The 20,090-nt window shown below is 58.3% G+C and carries 25 protein-coding genes and 1 pseudogene; 21 read left to right on the top strand and 5 right to left on the bottom strand.

The genetic code is table 11. The features are described from left to right. Positions 1-10 precede the first annotated feature (10 nt). The 9 genes from ACQKP2_RS10470 to ACQKP2_RS10430 all read left to right on the top strand — a co-directional run bounded on the left by ACQKP2_RS10470 (position 11) and on the right by ACQKP2_RS10430 (position 8,105). On the top strand, positions 11-571 hold the full coding sequence (locus ACQKP2_RS10470) for a hypothetical protein (RefSeq protein ID WP_427576195.1): 561 nt from the start codon (positions 11-13) through the stop codon (positions 569-571). 21 nt (positions 572-592) lie between these two features. Further along, complete coding sequence (locus tag ACQKP2_RS10465) at positions 593-1,075, top strand: hypothetical protein (RefSeq protein WP_427576194.1); 483 nt, start codon at positions 593-595, stop codon at positions 1,073-1,075. A gap of 230 nt (positions 1,076-1,305) precedes the next feature. Continuing rightward, complete coding sequence (locus ACQKP2_RS10460; RefSeq protein ID WP_427576193.1) at positions 1,306-2,478, top strand: phage tail sheath protein; 1,173 nt, start codon at positions 1,306-1,308, stop codon at positions 2,476-2,478. A gap of 57 nt (positions 2,479-2,535) precedes the next feature. Then, entirely contained in the window at positions 2,536-3,051 is a 516-nt protein-coding gene (locus ACQKP2_RS10455; RefSeq protein WP_427576192.1) for a phage major tail tube protein, read from the top strand. 48 nt (positions 3,052-3,099) lie between these two features. Further along, positions 3,100-3,447 (top strand): phage tail assembly protein, encoded by a 348-nt coding sequence (locus ACQKP2_RS10450; protein ID WP_427576191.1) that lies wholly within the window; start codon positions 3,100-3,102, stop codon positions 3,445-3,447. Between the two features lie 8 nt (positions 3,448-3,455). After that, entirely contained in the window at positions 3,456-3,575 is a 120-nt protein-coding gene (locus tag ACQKP2_RS10445) for a GpE family phage tail protein (RefSeq protein ID WP_151140785.1), read from the top strand. Further along, on the top strand, positions 3,565-6,393 hold the full coding sequence (locus tag ACQKP2_RS10440; RefSeq protein WP_427576190.1) for a phage tail tape measure protein: 2,829 nt from the start codon (positions 3,565-3,567) through the stop codon (positions 6,391-6,393). The genes ACQKP2_RS10445 and ACQKP2_RS10440 overlap by 11 nt, the downstream gene beginning before the upstream one ends. A 6-nt stretch (positions 6,394-6,399) precedes the next feature. Then, positions 6,400-6,840: a phage tail protein gene (locus tag ACQKP2_RS10435; RefSeq protein ID WP_427576189.1), complete on the top strand. Its 441-nt coding sequence runs from the start codon at positions 6,400-6,402 to the stop codon at positions 6,838-6,840. Next, positions 6,837-8,105 (top strand): phage late control D family protein, encoded by a 1,269-nt coding sequence (locus ACQKP2_RS10430; RefSeq protein ID WP_427576188.1) that lies wholly within the window; start codon positions 6,837-6,839, stop codon positions 8,103-8,105. Before ACQKP2_RS10435 ends, ACQKP2_RS10430 begins: the two co-directional genes overlap by 4 nt. Before the next feature lie 35 nt (positions 8,106-8,140). Here ACQKP2_RS10430 and ACQKP2_RS10425 read toward each other — a convergent pair whose 3' ends face one another. The 3 genes from ACQKP2_RS10425 to ACQKP2_RS10415 all read right to left on the bottom strand — a co-directional run bounded on the left by ACQKP2_RS10425 (position 8,141) and on the right by ACQKP2_RS10415 (position 10,351). Next, positions 8,141-8,575: a hypothetical protein gene (locus ACQKP2_RS10425; protein WP_427576187.1), complete on the bottom strand. Its 435-nt coding sequence runs from the start codon at positions 8,573-8,575 to the stop codon at positions 8,141-8,143. Between the two features lie 558 nt (positions 8,576-9,133). Continuing rightward, positions 9,134-9,928 (bottom strand): zinc ribbon domain-containing protein, encoded by a 795-nt coding sequence (locus ACQKP2_RS10420; RefSeq protein WP_427576186.1) that lies wholly within the window; start codon positions 9,926-9,928, stop codon positions 9,134-9,136. 99 nt (positions 9,929-10,027) lie between these two features. Further along, the gene (locus ACQKP2_RS10415) at positions 10,028-10,351 is read right to left on the bottom strand and encodes a helix-turn-helix domain-containing protein (protein WP_427576185.1); all 324 of its coding nucleotides are present in this window, start codon (positions 10,349-10,351) and stop codon (positions 10,028-10,030) included. 86 nt (positions 10,352-10,437) lie between these two features. Here ACQKP2_RS10415 and ACQKP2_RS10410 point away from each other — a divergent pair, with 86 nt between their 5' ends. The 10 genes and pseudogenes from ACQKP2_RS10410 to ACQKP2_RS10365 all read left to right on the top strand — a co-directional run bounded on the left by ACQKP2_RS10410 (position 10,438) and on the right by ACQKP2_RS10365 (position 16,288). Beyond that, positions 10,438-10,650: a DNA-binding protein gene (locus tag ACQKP2_RS10410; RefSeq protein ID WP_427576251.1), complete on the top strand. Its 213-nt coding sequence runs from the start codon at positions 10,438-10,440 to the stop codon at positions 10,648-10,650. Between the two features lie 29 nt (positions 10,651-10,679). Further along, a complete protein-coding gene (locus ACQKP2_RS10405; RefSeq protein WP_427576184.1) occupies positions 10,680-11,153 on the top strand; it encodes a YmfL family putative regulatory protein in 474 nt (157 codons plus the stop codon). After that, a complete protein-coding gene (locus ACQKP2_RS10400) occupies positions 11,150-11,443 on the top strand; it encodes an ogr/Delta-like zinc finger family protein (RefSeq protein ID WP_427576183.1) in 294 nt (97 codons plus the stop codon). Before ACQKP2_RS10405 ends, ACQKP2_RS10400 begins: the two co-directional genes overlap by 4 nt. Beyond that, a complete protein-coding gene (locus ACQKP2_RS10395) occupies positions 11,440-11,814 on the top strand; it encodes a hypothetical protein (RefSeq protein ID WP_427576182.1) in 375 nt (124 codons plus the stop codon). Before ACQKP2_RS10400 ends, ACQKP2_RS10395 begins: the two co-directional genes overlap by 4 nt. Before the next feature lie 70 nt (positions 11,815-11,884). Continuing rightward, on the top strand, positions 11,885-12,130 hold the full coding sequence (locus tag ACQKP2_RS10390; protein ID WP_427576181.1) for a hypothetical protein: 246 nt from the start codon (positions 11,885-11,887) through the stop codon (positions 12,128-12,130). 5 nt (positions 12,131-12,135) lie between these two features. After that, a pseudogene (locus ACQKP2_RS10385) lies at positions 12,136-14,935 on the top strand (toprim domain-containing protein). A 17-nt stretch (positions 14,936-14,952) separates the two neighbouring features. Further along, positions 14,953-15,261: a hypothetical protein gene (locus ACQKP2_RS10380; protein ID WP_427576180.1), complete on the top strand. Its 309-nt coding sequence runs from the start codon at positions 14,953-14,955 to the stop codon at positions 15,259-15,261. A 38-nt stretch (positions 15,262-15,299) separates the two neighbouring features. Beyond that, complete coding sequence (locus tag ACQKP2_RS10375) at positions 15,300-15,437, top strand: hypothetical protein (protein ID WP_427576179.1); 138 nt, start codon at positions 15,300-15,302, stop codon at positions 15,435-15,437. Positions 15,438-15,498: 61 nt separating this feature from the next. Continuing rightward, positions 15,499-15,816: a hypothetical protein gene (locus tag ACQKP2_RS10370; RefSeq protein ID WP_427576178.1), complete on the top strand. Its 318-nt coding sequence runs from the start codon at positions 15,499-15,501 to the stop codon at positions 15,814-15,816. 196 nt (positions 15,817-16,012) lie between these two features. Then, positions 16,013-16,288 (top strand): pyocin activator PrtN family protein, encoded by a 276-nt coding sequence (locus ACQKP2_RS10365; RefSeq protein ID WP_427576177.1) that lies wholly within the window; start codon positions 16,013-16,015, stop codon positions 16,286-16,288. Between the two features lies 1 nt (position 16,289). Here ACQKP2_RS10365 and ACQKP2_RS10360 read toward each other — a convergent pair whose 3' ends face one another. After that, complete coding sequence (locus ACQKP2_RS10360; protein WP_427576250.1) at positions 16,290-17,414, bottom strand: site-specific integrase; 1,125 nt, start codon at positions 17,412-17,414, stop codon at positions 16,290-16,292. A 102-nt stretch (positions 17,415-17,516) separates the two neighbouring features. Between ACQKP2_RS10360 and dusA the strand changes: the two genes are divergently transcribed. Both dusA and tal read left to right on the top strand, forming a co-directional pair. Further along, complete coding sequence (dusA, locus tag ACQKP2_RS10355) at positions 17,517-18,527, top strand: tRNA dihydrouridine(20/20a) synthase DusA (RefSeq protein WP_427576176.1); 1,011 nt, start codon at positions 17,517-17,519, stop codon at positions 18,525-18,527. A gap of 178 nt (positions 18,528-18,705) precedes the next feature. After that, positions 18,706-19,632, top strand: a complete 927-nt coding sequence (tal, locus tag ACQKP2_RS10350; protein WP_427576175.1) for a transaldolase — start codon at positions 18,706-18,708, stop codon at positions 19,630-19,632. A gap of 72 nt (positions 19,633-19,704) precedes the next feature. Here the strand turns inward: tal and ACQKP2_RS10345 are convergent. Next, the coding region (locus ACQKP2_RS10345; RefSeq protein WP_427576174.1) for an STAS domain-containing protein at positions 19,705-20,090 on the bottom strand (386 nt) is incomplete at its 5' end.

Genomic DNA, 20,090 nt, shown 5'->3' with positions numbered 1-20,090 from the left:
GGAGATCGATATGGGTCAAAAATTTGCAGTTTACGATTCGACGGGGCTAATCACGGGTTTCTACGACGAGTCCGACAGCCCTGTCCCTCAGGACGCCAACCCTGACGCCATCATTCAGCTGACTGATGCGGAGTGGCTTTTGTGCCTGTCGGTCCCGCATGGGGTCATTGATGGTCAACTGGTTCAAACCACGCAGAACGTGAGCTACCAGAGCGGCAGTCAGTACGCGGCCAAGATCAATGACTTAGTAGCCAGCGTGTCCATGAACTGGACACGGTTTGAGGGCGAATATGTATCCCGTGAAGCGGCGGCGCGGGCGTACAAGGCGGCGGGCTATACCGGCGAGTGCAGCATCTGGATCACCGCGTTCGCTAATGCGGCCAAGCAAACCTACAAGGCTTCTACCGACCTGATCATTCAGCAGGCTGATGGGCTGCGCGCGGCCCAGGAAGCGCTTGGCGCGTTGCGCATGCGCAAGTACGAAATTGTTCCGCTGAGCGGAGCGGAAGCACGGGCCAAATATGACGAAATCTGTGCGGCGATCACGCAAGTAGCCAGTCAGATCAGTTAACGCGATAAACGAGGATAACGCATGATGCAATCGGTCCAGCTGTTGTTCACCCGCCGCCGTCTGATCGGCAGCCTGCTGATTCGTGGGGTTACTTGGTCGGCGTTCAGCCATGTCGAGATTGTCATGGGCGATCAAGTGATTGGCGCGAACATGTTCGGCGGCGTAACGCTAACCCCACTCAAAGAGCGCCTGGAGAAGTCCAGCTATGCCGCCCTGGTCAAGATGCCTTGTCCTGATGCTGCGGTGGTCCATAACGCGGCCCTGAGCAAGCTGGGCGCCGGCTATGACTATCTGGGGCTTATCGGGATACTGATGCACTCCCTGCGTCTGGAAGATAAGGCGCGATTCTTCTGCTCCGAGTTCGTGGCCTGGGCGTTCGATCAGGCCGGATCGCCGCTAATTCGTCCGGAGATTACCGGTCGCGTCACGCCTCAGCACCTATGGATGTTGGCATACCCGGCGCGCACGACTGGTAAGCCGCTTGAGCTGCTTTCTCCAGTATGAATTTGTATGAGCTATGCCTCCAAACAAGGCCAGTCCAGTGAGATTGAGCAAGTGAAACAGCCGACTGGTCTACCTTGAGATTCCGCCGCACGAGGCGCTTGGTATCATCAAGTAGAGGTTTCATTCGCAGCACCCTGTAGGCCCCGCCCCTACAACTCCTCGAACTCGCTCAACCAACGCGCGCGCGGCAGCCTGTGCAGTGTCTTTCAACCACTGCGCAGGCAAACCCCATGGCCGACGAATACCATCACGGCGTGCGAGTCCTCGAAATCAACGAGGGCACGCGCCCCATTCGCACCGTTTCCACCGCTGTCATCGGCCTGGTCTGTACTGCCGAAGACGCCGATGCCACGATGTTCCCCCTGGACACCCCTGTCCTGCTCACCAACGTACAGGCCGCTATTGGCAAAGCCGGCACTCAAGGCACGTTGGCAGCCAGCCTGCAGGCGATCGCTGACCAGACCAAACCGCTCACCGTCGTGGTTCGTGTAGCCAAGGGTGTCGATGAAGCCGCCACCACAAGCAACCTGATCGGCACCACCACGGCGGCCGGTAAATACACCGGCATGAAAGCCCTGCTCGCGGCCAAGTCGCGCTTGAAGGTCACCCCGCGCATTCTCGGCGTGCCAGGTCTCGACACCCAGCCCGTGGCCACCGCATTGGTGGCCATCGCCCAACAATTGCGAGCCTTCGCCTACGTCAACGCCTGGGATTGCCAAACCAAGGAAGAAGCGACTACCTACCGCGAGAACTTCGGCGCCCGCGAAGTCATGGTCATCTGGCCGGACTTCCAGAACTGGGACACCGTCACCAATGCCACCGTCAACGCTCCCGCCGTAGCCCGTGCACTGGGTCTGCGCGCCAAGATCGACCAGGAAGTGGGCTGGCATAAAACCCTGTCCAACGTCGCCGTCAATGGCGTGACCGGTATCAGTGCCGACGTGTTCTGGGATCTGCAGAACCCCGCCACCGATGCCAACTACCTCAACGGCAACGAAGTCACCACCCTGATCAACGAGGGCGGTTATCGCTTCTGGGGTAGCCGCACCTGCAGCGACGATCCGTTGTTCGCCTTCGAGAACTACACCCGCACCGCCCAGGTACTGGCCGACACCATGGCCAACGCGCAGATGTGGGCCATGGACAACCCCATGCATCCCTCCCTGGTGCGCGACATGCTCGAAAGCATCAACGACAAGATCCGCGAAATGGTCGCCGGCGGCTACCTGATCGGCGGCAGCGCCTGGTTCCCCGACGACATCAACGACGAAACCACGCTCAAGGCCGGCAAGTTGTACATCGACTACGACTACACCCCCGTGCCACCGCTGGAAGACCTCACCCTGCGTCAGCGCATCACCGACCGCTACCTGGTCGACTTCGCCAGCCGCCTCAACAGCTAACCCGGGCCTCCCCTCACGGGGAGGGAACCCAGCGCCAGACGACCGGAGAACCCCGCCATGGCCATGCCTCGCAAACTCAAGAACATGAACCTTTTCAACGACGGCAACAGCTACCTTGGCGTCTGCAAGTCCGTCACCCTGCCCGCCCTCGGCCGCAAGATGGAAGCCTATCGCGGCGGTGGCATGAACGGCCCGGTCAAGGCTGACCTGGGCTTCTCCGATGACGGCATCAAGCTGGAATGGAAAACCGGCGGCCTCGATCTGATTTCGCTGCGCCAGTTCGGCTCGATCAAGGTGTCTGGCGTATTGCTGCGCTTTACCGGCACGTATCAACAGGACGACACCGAGGAAATGAGCGCCGTCGAGATCGTTGTCCGTGGCCGTCACGAAACCATCGAAATGGGCGACGCCAAGCCGGGAGATGACACCGAGCACGGCATGACGACCACCTGCAGTTACTACAAATTGATCGTCGACGGCGAAGTCATCATCGAAATCGACCTGCTCAATTTCGTTGAGATGGTCGATGGCGTCGACATGCTCGAAGCGCAACGCAAAGCCTTGGGCATCTAATTCAACTGGCCCTCGAACGAGGGTGCACCCAACCTCCTGGAGCAAATCATGTCCGAAGCTACTACCGCTGAATCCGTTGTTGCCGCCCCTGAATCCATCAAGCTCGACGAAAACGCCGTCGAACTCGACACCCCCATCCAGCGCGGCAAGCAAATCATCAGCACTGTCACCCTGCGCAAACCCTGCGCCGGCGAACTGCGCGGCATTCACCTGGCCGAACTGCTGAACCTCGATGTGGCCAGCCTGATCAAGGTCATCCCGCGCATCAGCTCACCTGGCATCACCGCCCCCGAAGCTGCCGGTATGGACCCGGCCGACCTGCTGGCCATCGGCGGCAAGGTCGTCGGTTTTTTGCTGCAGAAGCAGGCGAAGACGGACGCATCCCTGGTTGCGTAGAGGACGCCATGGCCGACCTGGCCGTGGTCTTTCACTGGGCTCCGGCCGACATGGATCGGCTGGGCCTGCAGGAACTGATGGATTGGCGCGAGAGAGCGCGGGTTAGGAGTGGTGCCGATGGCGAATGATCTACGACTTCAAGTATTGCTTGATGTCATCAACAAAGCCTCCGCGCCGCTCAAGCAAATCAGCCAAGGCAGCCTGGAAACGGCGCGGGCGTTGAAAGATGCTCGCGACCGCCTCAAGGAACTCAATACCCAGCAGGAAGACATCAGCGCCTGGCGCACTCAGCGAGCAGCCGCTCAAGAGACCAGCCAAGCGCTGGAAGTCGCGCAAGCCAAGGTCAAAAGCATCAGCCAGCAATTCGCCTCCACCGGCGTGCCGACCAAAGCGATGGCCCGAGACTTCCGTGCGGCGGTACGGGAAGCCCAGGCCCTGAAACAAGCCCACCAGCAACAAAGCGAAAAGCTCCAGGGATTGCGTACACGGTTGCAAGACGCCGGCTTCAGCACCAAATCCCTCAGCGGCCAGGAACGCCAGCTGCGTGAGCAGATCAATGCGACCACCGCCAGCATCGATGCGCAAAAACAGCGCCTCGCCGCCTTGAGTGCGCAACATGCCCGGGCAGCGAAATTGCGTAGCAACTTCGGCAAGAGTCGTGAAATGGTGGGCGTCACGGCGACCGCCGGCGCCAGTGCGACCGCCACAGGTGCAGCCGTCGGCCTGCCCATTCTGGCGATGGTGAAGAACTACTCGAGTTTCGAAGACGCCATGGCCGGTGTCGCCAAACAAGTGGACGGCGCCCGGGACGACAACGGCCAGCTCACCCAGACCTATTACGACATGGGCGCCGCCATCAAGAAGATGGCTGAAAGCATCCCCATGGCCACCACGGACATCGCCGCGCTTGTCGAAGGTGGAGCGCGGATGGGGGTTCAGGGCAAAGACAACCTGCTGGAGTTCGCACGGGTCGCGGCCACGGCTGCTACAGCGTTTGAATTGCCCGCCGACCAGATCGGCGAGAACCTGGCCCGTATCGCCCAGCTCTTCAAACTGCCGATCCAGAACGTCAGCCAGCTCGGTGACGCGATCAACTACCTCGACGACAACGCCATGTCCAAAGGCTCCGACATCATTGATGTCATGCAGCGCACCGCCGGCATCACAGCCTCCGTGGGGATGTCGTTCAAGGATGCCGCCGCTTTGGGCTCAACCTTTCTGACGCTGGGCGCGTCGGCTGAAGTCGCGGGCACCGCCACCAACGCGATGATTCGTGAACTGGCGATTGCGACGCAGCAGCCCAAGCGGTTTCAGAAGGGTTTGGCCGCTATTGGGCTCGAGGCAAAGGCCGTTCAGGACGGCATGGCAAAGGACGCTACCGGCACCATTCAGAAGGTGCTGGATGCGGTGAACAAGTTGCCCAAGGGCGACCAACTCGGCGTCACGACCGAGCTGTTCGGCAAGGAATACGGCGATGACGCCGCGAAACTTGCCAACAATATTGGCGAGTACCGCCGCCAGCTTGAGCTGGTGAACAGCACCAAGGGCAGCGGCTCGATGCAGCGCGAGGGTGACATCAAAGGCCAGCAGCTGTCAGCCCGCTGGCAGATGACACAAAACCGCCTGTTCAACCTCAGCAGCGCCTTGGGCGAAACGCTGAAGCCGACCATCATTGAGCTGGTGAACGGATTCAATCGGATCATTGAACGGGTGAACACCTGGGCGACGGCCAACCCCAACCTGGTGGCGGGCATCCTGAAAGCCACGGCCAGTATCGCCGCCCTCTCCACAGGGTTTGGCGTCGCCGCGCTGGGTATCGCCGGTGTACTGGGTCCCTTCCTCGCCGTTCGCTTTGCCCTGTCCATGATCGGCCTGAAAATACCCACCCTGCTGGGCCTGCTCAGGATACTGGCCACTGCTTTCAGCGGTGTCCTGGTCACCGCTATTCGGGCCGTCAGCATTGCCCTGTGGGGGTTGGCCACTAACCCCGTTGCATTGGCGATCGCGGCAGTGGTGGCCGTGCTCGCCGGCGCGGGTTACCTCATCTATCAGAACTGGGACCAGGTGAAGCTGTACTTCGCCAATGCCTGGACGGAGATCAAGGCCGGATTCGACGGCGGCATTGGCGGCATCCTCACTACGCTGGCCAACTTCAGCCCGATTGGCTTGATCTACCAGGCCTTCGCCGGCGTGCTGAGCTATCTGGGCGTGGACTTGCCGACGCGCTTTACCGAGTTCGGCAACATGATCGTCAACGGCCTGGTCAACGGCTTGCTGGCCGGTACCGGCCAGATTAAGGACGCCATCACCTCGATCGGCGGCTCGACCATCGACTGGTTCAAAGAAAAGCTCGGTATCCACAGCCCTTCGCGGGTCTTCGCTGAGTTGGGTGGTTTCACCATGGCCGGGTTGACTCAGGGCCTGCAGTCGGGGGAACAAGGGCCGCTCGATGCCGTTGCCAACATCAGCAAACAACTCACCAGCGCTGGCTCGTTCGTGATGAATGCGATCGCTGGCCCATCACCGGCCGGAGATCAACGCAATCCAGCTGAGGCCGCTGGCGTGGCTCAACCTCTCAAGGCCGCGCGAGCTGCTGCGCAATCGCCGCTGGCCGATCCAGCTGGTTCGGATTCAGGCGTGTTCGGAACGCTGGCCAGGCTCGGCAAACAATTCACCGCCGCCGGTGGCATGGCCCTGGGCAGCATTGCTGCGCCCGCCATGGCCATGGGCATTGCCGCGACGCCAGCCATTGCGATCGACGATAGAGCGCCCATCGCGCCACCGGCCGCGGCGACCTATGACAGTCATGATCATTACGAGATCAACATCCACCCCGCCCCGGGCATGGATGCGCAAGCCATTGCCCGTGCGGTGCGCGCCGAAATGGCCCGTATCGAACGCGAAAAGTCGGCCCGCAAACGCAGCCGACTGTCTGACCAGGAGTAACTCCGCATGATGCTCGCCCTTGGCATGTTCGTGTTCAGCCTGCACACGGCCGCCTACCAGGAGATGCAACGCCGTACCGAATGGCGCCACCCCAGCAGCAGCCGGATCGGCGCTCAACCGGCCCGCCAGTTTCTGGGGCGTGGTGAGGATGCCATCACCCTCCCCGGCATCATCCTTCCGGAGCTGGCCGGCACGGTCCTGAGCCTTGATGCTCTGCGCACGATGGCGGATACCGGCAAGGCCTGGCCGATGGTGGAAGGCACCGGGAGGCTGTGCGGGCTCTGGGTCATCGACGATCTGACGGAGACCAGGACGATTTTCTTTTCCAACGGCGCCGCGCGGCGGATTGAATTCAATCTGAGTCTGAAGCGCGTGGACGATGGTCGTGTCGATCTGCTCGGCGCCAGTACCGGTGCCGGCGTGAACATTCTGAGGGGGCTGCTGTGATCGATGCCGTGATTGCTCGCGTGACGGGCTATGTGAGCAGCGCCCTGGAGCAGGGCCGGCGCGACCTCGCCTATCCGGTGCCGGCGTTTCGCCTGACCGTCGATGGCAATGACATTGCCCAGTTGATCAGCCCGCGCTTGATGAGCCTGGATCTGACCGACAATCGTGGCATTGAAGCGGATCAGCTCAGCATCACCCTCAGCGACCACGACGGCCTGCTGGCCATTCCCCCCAAAGGCGCAACCCTACGACTTTGGCTGGGCTGGAGCGACACCGGTCTGGTCGACAAAGGCACCTACACCGTCGACGAAACCGAGCACAGTGGCGCCCCTGACGTACTTAGCATCCGCGCTCGATCGGCCGACCTGCGTAAGGGCCTCAAGGTAAAACGCGAGCGCAGCTGGAGCAACACCACCCTTGGCGCTGTACTGGGTGCCATCGCCTCTGGCAATGGCCTCACGGCTACGGTTGCCGGCGCACTGGGCAGCCTGCCCATCCTGCAGCTCGACCAGGCCAATGAGTCAGATGCCAACCTGATCAGCCGCCTGGGCGAAGAGTTTGATGCGGTGGCCACCGTCAAAGCCGGCTGCCTGCTGTGCATGCCCGCCGGCGGCGGCAAAACAGCCAGCGGCTTGGCACTGCCCCATATCACCCTGAACCGCGCCGATGGCGACCAACACCGTTATCTGCAGGCCGACCGCGACAGCTACGACGGTGTGCGGGCGTATTACTACGACGTGAACAGCGCGAAAAAGCAGGAGGCCATTGCCGGTGGCGGGGAAAATCTCAAGGACCTACGCCATACCTACAGCGACCAGCAGTCCGCATTGCGTGCCGCCCGGGCAGAGTTCAAGCGCCTGCAACGTGGCAGCGCCACGCTCAGCTATACGCTTGCCCGAGGACGACCGGATCTGATCCCGGAATTGACTTACACGCTCCAGGGTGTGAAGGCCGAGATTGATGAAATCATCTGGTATGGGGGGAACGTGCAGCACAGCCTCAGTGCCGATAACGGCTACACCATGAGTCTGGACCTGCAGAGCAAACTGCCGGAGGACTCGGTCGAAGACCTGGCTGAGGAAAACAAAGGGGAGTACACCGGAATCATCGCCCACTATCGAGACGAAAAGGCTGGAACGGAAAAGACAGTGACTGCCGGAGCTCAAAACAAGCCGAGACGGTTACGCTGGCTGTACGCAAGTGAAAAAACGGCGAAACGGGCAGTAGATAGGGAATGGAAACTGATGCAGACACAAAGAGCATAAACCCGGTATCGACCGGGTTTACACAATGGAACCAATTAAGACCGCTCTTTCACCCGCTGTTGTTCGCTCAACTTTTCTTGCTCTTTCTTGAGTTGCTCTTTCCGGCGCTCCTGCGTCGCGTCGTGTGAGGCCTTCGCAATATCTCTAAGGGTGATATTTGCAGTGGCCACCATTGCTGCACCAACCGTAAACAAGACTAACTCACAAAGAAAACCTAGGTTTTTCACCTGTAACGGTTCACTGAAGTCTGCAATAGCAGCAATATTCCAGATACCGCCAATTACTGGAAAATTGGTGTGTGCGAAGATGCTGCTTACCAGGTTTTTTAGGCGCTCCCACCCCTGAAGGTCGGCGTAAGAGTAGATCGACAGCAGCAACGAGACCACGATAAACACGATGCTCACAGCCGCGATGATTAGGCCAACAAGTTGCAGCCTTTTTGCAGCTTTGATTTCTTTTTTAACGTCCACAAATCCTACCTTTTCCATGTGTCCTGTTTAGTGGAGAGCCCTTCTCGTAGACTGCTAGACGGTAAAATCATGCCAGGCAATAAACCTCTACTTAAAGAGCGTCTTCGGAATTTCCCTTACATAGACCTTGTCGACACCCTCTCTTTTTTCTTGAGAGTTTCTAAGAGAGGAGCTGCAAGCTAACCAACACCAAGAGGTTCCGGCTCAATGCCGGAGCCTCTTTCCACCGTGCCTTACTTCTCTGACTGCACGAGCACCTCCAGAATCCTCAACACGTCCAGACGCTGCTGCTCACTCAGCTCGCGCAGAAAATTCAGAAAGAGGTGCTCCAAAGGGGTAAGGGTTTCCATTTTGCGTACTCCATTTCCTTGTGTTGGGCGCGGGGGCATTTGCACCACCTGACTCACCCGGGAGTTCCCCATTCTCAGCACATTTGTGTGTGTCACCAGCGTCAAAAGAAAAAATCACTGACCCGGATTGAATGGGGGCCGTCGTGCAGACGACCACTCCCGAAGCCACGCACCACGATGGAAATGTAAGTAGTGTTTTCCCTTGGACTCAGAGGGAAGATTTGGTGGGCGGTAACGTCATGTAGACACCGTTCTCACCCCAGCCCTGTAAATTCCCTTTGGAGTCGACAACGTAATACTCATGGAAACTATTTTCAGGCTCATCCAGGCGCAGCGATCCATCAGCAAGCGTCTTCGCTTGATAGTTCTCAGTATTTTTTCCGCCACTAGGGAAGATCGAATCGATACTGTATTGGCCGTTTCGTTTGTACAAAACCATCACGTGGCCCAGGGCACCGTCGCGAAGCCAGCTACCCAACATGTCCGGATACGCCTTCAAGTCCATCGTCACCAGAGTCTGATAGTCCTGGGCACTGAGGCCGATGAGCGAACTTTTGAAATCGGGATCAAAACTGGCATTCGCCCAGAAAGTTTTTTCGGTTTGGCCTTCAACCCGAAAACCAATGAAAGTCTTCTCCGCTTTTACTGACGAATCGTCACGGATCGCCTTCGCAGTATCAGCCAGCTCGCCATCAGTCAGTCGGCGAGACAACAGTACTTCGACCTTACGGGGTCTGCCCTCTCGGTGTTCATCGTTAACGATCGAGTACTTGAACGTAGGATTGGAAGCTTGCGGCTTCTGAGCCACTTCTACAGGTTTGGACTCGATGATCCCCATGGAGATTGCGGATCCGACTATCAACAAACCCGCCATCCAAGCGGCTGAGCATCCCAACAGGTGCCGCATCAAAAAGCCCCTGCCGCTCTTGCGCAACTGTTTTACCAACCACCACCAGACACCGACGAAAACTGCCAACGCTACTATTGCAACAACACCATCCATTCACATCGTCCTCGAAAACTCGCTGGCCCCCATGGCCCGCGTCTTACGTCCTTCACCCCAGCTCAAGACTGAAAGCAATCAGCCTCCTGCAGTCTTTTCCTACCCACGTGCCTTTGCAAAAGCCTGCGCTGTTCGAAACAGCACATCGCGGTCAGCCTCACTCACGAGCTGATACACCGCGAAGAAGTCAGATGCGTCTGGGGTCATGCAGGTACTGGATAAAGGCTTCCTTTCTCCTGTCACGACGTAGAGCACGTCCACGCCCTTTTCAGCCACAGCCGCAAGGTAAGCCGCATCTGGACTGCGATCACCTTTCTCGTAATTGAACTGAGAGGTTTTGGCTACCCCAGCAAAAGCTGCGAAGTCCGCCTGATTGAACCCCAAGCGGACACGCTCCTCTTTCAGCCTTTCGCCAATATTCAACAAAACGACCCCTTAAGAAGTTGACGATCCAACGAATGTTGAATAATCTTCCTCTGTCATCACACGAAATCACACGAAACGGAACTATGCCGAACACATACCCAACCGAGCAAGCGCGCCAAGGGGCCCGCGATCGCCTTGCCCGACAAGGAATCACGGCGAAGGAATGGGCGGAAAAAAACGACCTCTCTCCTTCAACCGTGTACGCGGTTCTAAATGGCCAGAAAAAATGCTTGCGAGGGGAGGCACATCGAGCTGCTGTGCTTCTCGGTATCAAAGACGGCGTGATTGCAAACTAGGGCCTCTGGCTCACGGAGGAAACCAGAACATGAAACGCCCAGTGCTAGAAACCAGACGCCAAGTCGTCAGCGCCGTTGTTTGTGCTTACCCAGGTGGACGCGAATGCGCCGCAGCGCGTCTCGGTTACGAACTCAAGAAATTCGACAATCACGTCTACGAAAACGCCGGCAGCCGGCCATTGCGCGATGACCAGATTCACATGCTCGAGCGCGAGGCTGGCACCCGTTTTTTCCCTGAGTACGTGGCTTTCCTTTACGACGGCATGTTCGTGCCCATCGCCGCCCCTGAAACCCTGGACAACGTCGAGTTGTATAGCCGCTCGGTGAGCACTTCTGCAAAACGAGGCGTAGTCGATCAGATCATCGAGAAAGCGTTGGCCGATGGCGCCATCGATAAAGGTGAGGCCGTTGCGATTCTCGCAGCCCACAGCAAATACCTGAGCGCTCGCCATGCCGAGGTGCTGGCCACGATCCAACTGCACAGCAAGGAGGCCGATCAGTGAGCACCTACAAACTTGTTTGCCCCCACTGCATGGGCCGTATGCGTATCCGCACCAGTGAAGGCACCCATATTTTCCTGCGCGTGGCCTACCTGCAATGCGTCAACGAGGCCTGCGGCTGGTCGGTGCGTGCCCAGTTTGAAATGACCCATGAAATGAGCCCGAGCGGCATGGCGAATCCCGCCGTTCGCCTTCCGATCGCCGACGTATCCCTGCGCCGCGCTGCAATGAAGTCAGCCAACGATCAACCCGATTTGCTGGATCAACTGGAAATGGAGGCCACACTCGCATGAACGCCATCACCTTGACGATCAACCCCACCAATGACTATCGCGCCGCCATGCAACAGGCTGCCGTGGCCTACCTGTACCGCCAACAGGGACAACATCTGTCCGGTGACCATCAGCTTCTTGAAAACTGCAAACGCTACCTCGCCCAGTCGCTCGAAGTACCTGAGCACCTGGTGCAACGCATCGCCGAATTGGCAGTGACCGAATTCGAAAGCATGACCACAAAACGCGTGGCACGGCTGGGCATCTATCCGGCAAGCAGCGCCTTTCGATACCTGGTCTGGCTGCTGGATACCCAAACCCAGAAGCGCTACCCCGTGCCGGCGCGTTTCCTACCTGCGCGCTTGCTGACCTCCCGCGACACCTCGAACTAAATCTGAACCGCCCCTGCGACATGCCCGCCTTGCGTGGGTAAGGGGAAACTGCACTTTATTGGTGGCCGAAATGAGCAATATCACCATCCAGCTGGAGCTGAACCAGCAGCAGGCAAAGCAATACCTGCAGTGGCTCAACAGCCAGTACGACACCACCATGGCCGACGTTTGGTACTCCGATCGCTACCGGAACGTGCCCGCTGGCCAACGGGGCCCCAAAGTTCTCCAGGACCTGCCTTACCTGGCCGGCATCTGCCGCACGCGTTGTGAGTTGAAAAAGCAGCTCGCCCCCGATGCTGGGGAGCGTGCGCAGTGAAGGCCATGGACCATAAGATTCGCGCTGACGTGTTGCAGCGGCTCGAGGCCGATTATGGTCTGCAGCACATGGCTGGCACTAAATACATGCGCAAAGGCACCTGCCCGCAGTGCAACCAGAAGCGGCTGTTTTCCCGGCATGACGAGCCATGGTTCATCCGCTGTGGCCGCGAGCAGAAATGCCGTTACATGGAGCCGGTGAAAGAGCTGTACAGCGACCTGTTCGACGATTGGAGCAAGCGCGCCCCTGCCACCGATGATCAGCCGGCAGCCAGTGCCAAGGCCTACCTGACTTTCGCCCGCGGCTTCGACGTTGGCCAGATTGAGGGTTGGTACACCCAGGAGCACTACTTTGACCGGGAACTGAACATCGGTTCGGCCACCGTTCGCTTTCCTCTCGAAAAAGGCGGCTACTGGGAACGGCTCATCGATAAGCCGAACCGCTTCGGCAAGAAAAAGGCGCGCTTCAAACCAGGTGATAGCTACAAAGGATTTTGGTGGGTACCGCCCTGCGTGGACCTATTGCAGGTGGATGAACTGTGGATCGTCGAGGGTATTTTCGATGCCATCGCCCTGGTGCAAAACGGCATCCCCGCTGTCGCCGCCCTGTCCTCGAACGCCTACCCAGAGGAATCGCTGAAAGCCCTGATCACGGCTCGCGGCGGTAAAACACCGAGGCTTGTTTGGGCTCTGGACAACGAACCAGGCGCCCACAAATACACCCGCATGTGGGTCCGTCAGGCGCGCGATATCGGCTTCACCTGCGAGGCCGCGCAGATCCCGCAGCCGGATTCGCGCAAGGTCGATTGGAACGATCTACATCAACGCTGGGCATTTATGGATGACGTCGATGCCCGTACCCAGCGGATCGACAAAGAGCTGGGCGAAGCCAAGCACCACGGCGCCTTGCTGATTGCAGACAGCGCCGTCGAGAAAGCCTTGCTCATGTACCAGTGGCGCGAGCGAGAGGAGTTTCACTTCGGCTTCGACTCCCGCCTGTACTGGTGGAAGTTGGACATTTCGAATTTCAACAGTGCCATGCAGGCACTGGATGCCAGCGAGAAGCATGAAGACCAACAGCTGAACGACAAAGAGCGTCGCGCCAAGGCGCTGCGCATGTCCGGCTGCGTGGTCGAGATCGCTAACTGCTACCCCAGAGCCCTGTACTTCCAGCGCAACGAGATCACCGACGAGTCCTGGTACTTCTTCCGCGTCGATTTCCCCCACGACGGTGGCTCGGTGAAAAACACCTTCACCGGTGGCCAGGTCGCCGCCGCCAGCGAATTCAAAAAAAGACTTCTCGGCATGGGTGCCGGAGCCGTGTTCACCGGCAGTGGACAACAGTTGGACAAGATCATGAAAGACCAGCTTTTCGGTATCAAAACCGTGCAAACCATCGACTACGTGGGCTACAGCCGGGAATACGGCTGCTACGTGTTCAACGACATCGCCATTAAGGAAGGCCAGCTCATCACCATCAACGAAGAAGAGTTCTTCGAGATGGGCAAACTGAAACTCAAGAGCCTGCAAAAAGGCGTGAAGATCGCCCTGCAGAAGGACGCCAAGGACTACGACACACGCTGGCTGGACTTGCTCTGGCAATGCTTCGGCGCCCAGGGCACCGTTGCACTGACCTTCTGGTTCGGCTCGCTGTTCGCCGAGCAAATCCGCGCTCGGTACCAGTCGTTCCCATTCCTCGAAGCCACGGGCGAAGCCGGCGCCGGTAAAACCACCCTGCTCACCTTGCTGTGGAAGTTGCTGGGCCGTGAAGGGTACGAAGGCTTCGACCCTTCCAAATCCACCAAGGCCGGCCGCAGCCGTTTGATGGGCCAAATCTCCGGCATGCCTGTCGTGCTGCTGGAGTCCGATCGCAGCGGCGACGATAAGGCCCACGCCAAAACATTCGAATGGGACGAACTGAAGGACTACTACGGTGGCGGCACGCTGGCCACCAAAGGCGTGAAAACCGCCGGCAACGAAACCTACGAGCCGCCCTTTCGAGCCACCATCGCCATCAGCCAGAACGCGCCTGTCGTAGCGTCCGAGGCGATCATGACCCGGATTGTGAAGCTGCACTTTGTTCGGCCAACCGTTACGGCCGAAAGCCGAGCGGCGGCGGACCTGCTCAATTCCTTGGAAGGTTCAAAACTCAGCAATTTCCTGCTGCAAGCGGTACGCAAAGAATCGGAAGTGATGGAGCTGTTTGCCAGTCGCATGCCAGGCTACGAAGCCAAGTTGCGCACCCTCCACAGCCATTGTTTTGCGTGCGAAACGCCATTCAAAGATGAGCAGAGCCACTGTGCCCATTGCGGCAACAAGCTGCGCGGCTACATCCGTGTGGAGCGGATCAACAAGAACCACGCCCAGCTGCTGGCCCTGCTCGATTGCCTGCGCCTGGTCGTGCCCCTCAGTGATTCTCAGATCAGCCATACCCGCGCCCAGATCATCCGCATGGCCATCGAGCGCCAGGCCTCAATCAGCTCGGATCACCCGGTAGTGGCTGAGTTCTGGGAAGTGTACGAGTACCTCGAAGGCCTGGACGCGGACGGCCCGGTGGTCAACCACAGCAAGAAAGACCACACCATCGCCATCAACCTCAACGATTTCGTCAAGGCCGCCGCCGAACACCGCCAGAAGGTCGCCGACATCGGCGAGCTGCGCGAGCGCCTGAAAGATTCCCGCTCTCGAAAGCTGATCGAAACCAACAAGGCAACCGACAGTGCGGTGCGTGCTCATCAGGCGAAAGTACTCCAACGCCGTCATGACGAAACAGCCGATTGTGAAGTGCTGGATTTTCAACGCCTGACCGCCGAGGACACGTCAATGCAGATTCAAGTACTCGCCGAAGGCGCTCTCGGCACATCGATCAGCCTGCAGGACCGCGTTGCCGAGCTGCAAAACCAGATGGGCAACGACCACCGGAAAACCGTGCAGGCCGACGCCTACGGCGCAAGTGGGCTGGTCGACATCCTGGAGGTTCGGGCAACAGACGGTCAGCGAGAAATTCTGGTGCTGAATTGCTCGCAGATTCAGATCCAGGCGGTTCTGGAGTGGCAATCGATCACCGGGGACAACAACGAATTTGAAGGCTTGGAGCTGCACCTGGTGCGAAAGCCAGACAGCTCCCTGTAACGCCGGCTGCAACCGGCAACCACTGAAAGGAGAGAACCATGCAGCGTACCAATGAAACAGCCCAATCGGGCAGCCGGGAATTGTTGAGCAATCTGCTCATCACGATTTCAACAGTCGCACTGATCGCGATCGTGGCCATTCAAGTGCCGGACGTACTGATCTGGCTTGCCAAGTAATCAACGAAACGGCGCTGAGGGGCTGCAAACCCTTGGTGTCAATTTTGAAAAGAGAATAACCATGAACACGACAAAAACGAATCAACCGAAGCCAATCAGTAATTTTCAACGTGCCCTGTACATGCTTGAGCGCGCCCACGACGAGCTTGCCAGGGCGAGTCGTGAACTGAAGGAAGAAACGCAAAAAACCGTCGAACTTTTCATCACCGCCAGGGACGCTGCTGCTGCCACGGATCAGAACATTTCGAGACGGTTTATGTGCGGTCAGTGGCTTTTCGTCTTCGGCGAGAAGGGCGAGCTGGAGGTTACGGAGATACCGAACAACGAACCGTTCTACCTGATTGAGCTTGCACGCGCAATGGGAGAAGAAGACTCATAAGCAGCCGCAGGAAAGGCTGAAAGAACGGTGCCGAGGGGCTGCAACCCCTCGACGCCTACCACCACTGAAAGGAGAGAACCATGCAAGCCCAAACCCTCAACGATGGCAACGCCGAGGCTATCACGTACAAGTTTTCGGTTGCCAAATGGGCTACACAGTTGTGCCCAGTTAGGCAACTGACGAAAGGGGAGAAACCATGAAGACTTTCTTCGTGCTTCTTGCCCAATATGATGGCCAGGCCATCATTCCGCTGGCGCGGGTCTGCAGCGACTACTTCACGCACCTCACCGCTGAAATGTTTCAACGAAAGGTGCTGGCCGGACAAATAAAAATCCCAATCACTCGATTAGAACCAAGCCAAAAAAGTGCAAAGGGCGTTCACATTACGGATCTTGCTAACTACCTTGATGCGCAACGCGCTGCGGCCATCAAAGAAACCACTCAACTGAACAGCGTGCCGCGCGGCAGTTAACTCACTTCAATGTCCGGGCGCCCAGCTTTACGGGCGCCTGTAGGACTTTCTCCAACCATTTCCAGTTAGCATAAATGTCGCCGCGACCGCGCAAATGGGTATAACGTCGCATGGAGTTCCAATCCCTGTGTCCTGACACGCTGGCGACTCGCGGAATATCCCAGTCCATTTCAAACAGTCGGCTAACACCGTCATGACGCAAGTCATGAAAGTGCAGATCCTCGATGCCCAGGAACTTGCAAGCTCTGGTCCAGGACGTAGATACGGACTCAGCGCTGTATGGAAAAATCTCGGGCAGCGATTTCGGCATTGTTTGCAGAATGGCCCAGGCTTCGGGCGGTAAATGACACCAAACGTCGTTGCCAATCTTTTGGCCGGGATTTTTCATGTCGCGCACCAACACCCGCTGGCCCTCTTCGTCCAGATCCTCCCACCGGATGCGCGTGATTTCCTCTTGTCGACGGGTTGAGAACAATGCAAAAGCCGTCATTTTGAGCATGTTTATCGACGCTGGGCGGCGAGCTTGAATCCCGCGAAAGTGCGTCAGAAGTTTGTCCAGCTCGTCCAGCGTAGGCCGTCGGTCGCGCTCTCGGCTTTTCATGTTGTAGCCAAGCTTTTTCAAAACCTTTCGTGCGTCCGCCATCGCATGAGAGTCAATTTCATACCCCCATGCAGGTCGGGCAATCGACAGTACAGCACCGAGATGGGCAAGATCGTTACCGGCTGTCTGGGGCTGGACACTTCCGCCCTCCTCGCCCATCCGCCACACCGCATACTCCACCAACTGCTGACTGTTGATGTCCTGGTCGCTGAGTTTACCCAGGTACGACTCGCTGATCGCCTTGAGCGTGGCCAGTTTGGTTTTGCCCAATGGGCGGACTTTTGCCATTTCGAGCAGGTAACGATCAATCATTTCCTTGACCGTGGTCCCTTGGCGGTTGGCCCGCTCAATGGCGCCAGGCTGGTCCAGTTCGGTTTCACGCTTGCGAACCCAGGCCTGGGCGGCCTGTTTTCGGGCGAAGGTCTGGCTCTCTTGGTAAACTTGCGCTCCATCGCGAAACAGGCGTATCTGTGCCGTGTAACTGATGCTGCCGTCGGTGCGTTTCCGTGCTCTGATCGTGGCCATGGTCAACTGGTACAATTGTGAAAGGGGTTGGTACATTGTACCAACGACCTCTCGAAAACGCCCATTTACCCCCGAAAACCCGTTCAAAACGCGTAGAGTAAAATGGTACAAAAATCAGCTACATCCCTAGCAACCTCAAGCTCTACGCTGTCTCGGCGGTTTTCCGTTGCGCCTATGATGGATTGGACCGACCGCCACTGCCGCTACTTCCTGCGCCTGCTGTCGAAGAACGCCCTGCTCTACACCGAAATGGTCACCACCGGTGCGCTGCTCAACGGTGATCACGAGCGTTTCCTGCGTCATGACGAAGCCGAGCACCCGCTGGCGTTGCAACTGGGCGGCAGTGTTCCGCTGGACCTGGCGGCTTGTGCGCGGATGGCGCAGGAGCATGGTTACGATGAGGTGAACCTGAATGTCGGCTGCCCCAGTGATCGGGTGCAGAACAATATGATCGGTGCCTGCCTGATGGCGCATCCGCAGTTGGTGGCCGATTGCGTGAAGGCCATGCGTGATGCGGTGTCGATTCCGGTGACGGTCAAGCATCGCATCGGCATCAATGGCCGTGACAGCTATGAGGAGCTGTGTGATTTCGTCGGTACGATTCGCGAAGCCGGTTGTACGAGTTTTACCGTGCATGCACGGATTGCGATTCTGGAAGGGTTGTCGCCGAAGGAGAACCGCGAGATTCCGCCTTTGCGTTATGACGTGGCGGCGCGGTTGAAGGCGGACTTTCCCGAGCTGGAGATCATTCTCAATGGCGGGATCAAGACACTTGAAGCCTGTCACGAGCATTTGCAGACGTTCGACGGTGTGATGCTCGGTCGCGAGGCGTATCACAACCCCTATGTGATGGCCGAAGTGGATCAGCAACTGTTCGGCAGCACTGCACCGGTGATCAGCCGTGCCGAAGCGCTGGCAGGGATGCGCCCCTACATCGCCGCGCACCTCGAGGCGGGCGGTTCGATGCATCACATCACTCGGCATATGCTGGGGCTGGGCACCGGCTTTCCGGGGGCGCGCAAGTTCCGGCAGTTGCTGTCGGTGGACATCCACAAGACCAAAGAGCCATTGGCCTTGCTGGATCAGGCTGCGCAGTTGCTCGAAGGGCGTTGACTGTCGGTTGCGTTGAACCTGTACGCGGTTTGGGCATCGTATTTCCCGATAGCGCACCCCGCCATTCAAACAGCCGTTTTCAGGTTGTTGCCGCGGGGACCATCGATACACATACGCGCCCTTGAGTGGCTGTCAGCGCTCGGGTAATGTCATCAGATCCAAAGGACAGAGCACGCCCATGACTTCCAAGCTGGAACAACTCAAACGCATCACCACCGTGGTTGCCGACACCGGCGATTTCGAAGCGATCGCTCGCGTCAAACCGGTGGACGCCACCACCAACCCGTCCCTGCTGCTCAAGGCAGCGGCCATTCCCGCCTACGCCGAGCTGCTGAACGCGTGCGTCAGCGATTGCAAGGGCGATGTCGGCCTGGCCAGCGACCGCTTCGGCGTCGCCGTAGGGCAGGAAATCCTGAAGGTGATCCCGGGACGCATTTCCACTGAAGTGGACGCCCGCCTGTCGTTCGACAAGGAGGCGATGCTCAAGCGTGCGCACCGGCTGATTGAGCTGTATGACAAGTCCGGCATTGGCCGTGACCGCGTGCTGATCAAGATTGCTTCCACGTGGGAAGGCATCCGCGCTGCCGAGATCCTGGAAAAGGAAGGTATCCAGACCAACCTGACCCTGCTGTTCTCCTTCGCACAGGCCGCAGCCTGCGCAGACGCCGGGGTGTTCCTGATTTCGCCGTTCGTGGGTCGTATCTACGACTGGTACAAGAAGGCCACCGGCAACGAGTACACAGGCGCAGACGATCCGGGTGTGCAATCGGTGACACGCATCTACAACTACTACAAGGCCAATGACTACAAGACCGTGGTCATGGGCGCCAGCTTCCGTAACCTGGGCCAGATCGAACAACTGGCCGGCTGTGACCGCCTGACCATCAGCCCTGATCTGATCGATAAACTGGCGGCCGATACCGGCAAGCTGGAACGCAAATTGTCGCCAGGCCATGCCGGTGAAGCACGTCTGAAGCTGGACGAAACGCAGTTCCGCTGGCTGTCCAACGAGGACGCCATGGCGACCGAGAAGTTGGCGGAAGGTATTCGCCAATTCGCCCGGGATCAGGAAAAGCTTGAGGCGCTGCTGCAGGCCAAGCTGTGATCTGATGGCTTGAAATGCAAAAAGGGCGACCCCTCACAGGTTCGCCCTTTTTCATGCGCGCCGCTTATTAAATCAATGGCGCTCCAGCGCATTCACCAGGTCATGAAACGCTTCACGATTGGAATCGTTCAGACCCATGAGGATCTTGTGCGCTTCCAGCACCTTGATCCGCACCACCTCTTCGGACTGATCCTGATCCGGCAGATCGTCCAGGCATTCCGGACACGGCACAGGCTGGTCAACGATATTGAACACCTGCTCGAAGCCCATGGACTGCAGCAGTCGGGTGATGTCTTCGTGGGTGGTGACGACGGTCGGCAGCAGGCCGACCTTTTGCCGCGACAGGATCGACAGCTTGGCCAACAGGCCAAGGGTCGTGCTGTCGATGCTGCGGGTTTCGGTCAAATCGATCACGATCGCGTTGAAATTCATCGCGGTGAAGATTTTCTCAATAGTCG

The organism is Pseudomonas sp. NPDC089569, from assembly GCF_050280625.1.
GTDB lineage: Bacteria > Pseudomonadota > Gammaproteobacteria > Pseudomonadales > Pseudomonadaceae > Aquipseudomonas.
This window is presented reverse-complemented; position numbering and strand designations above follow the sequence as displayed.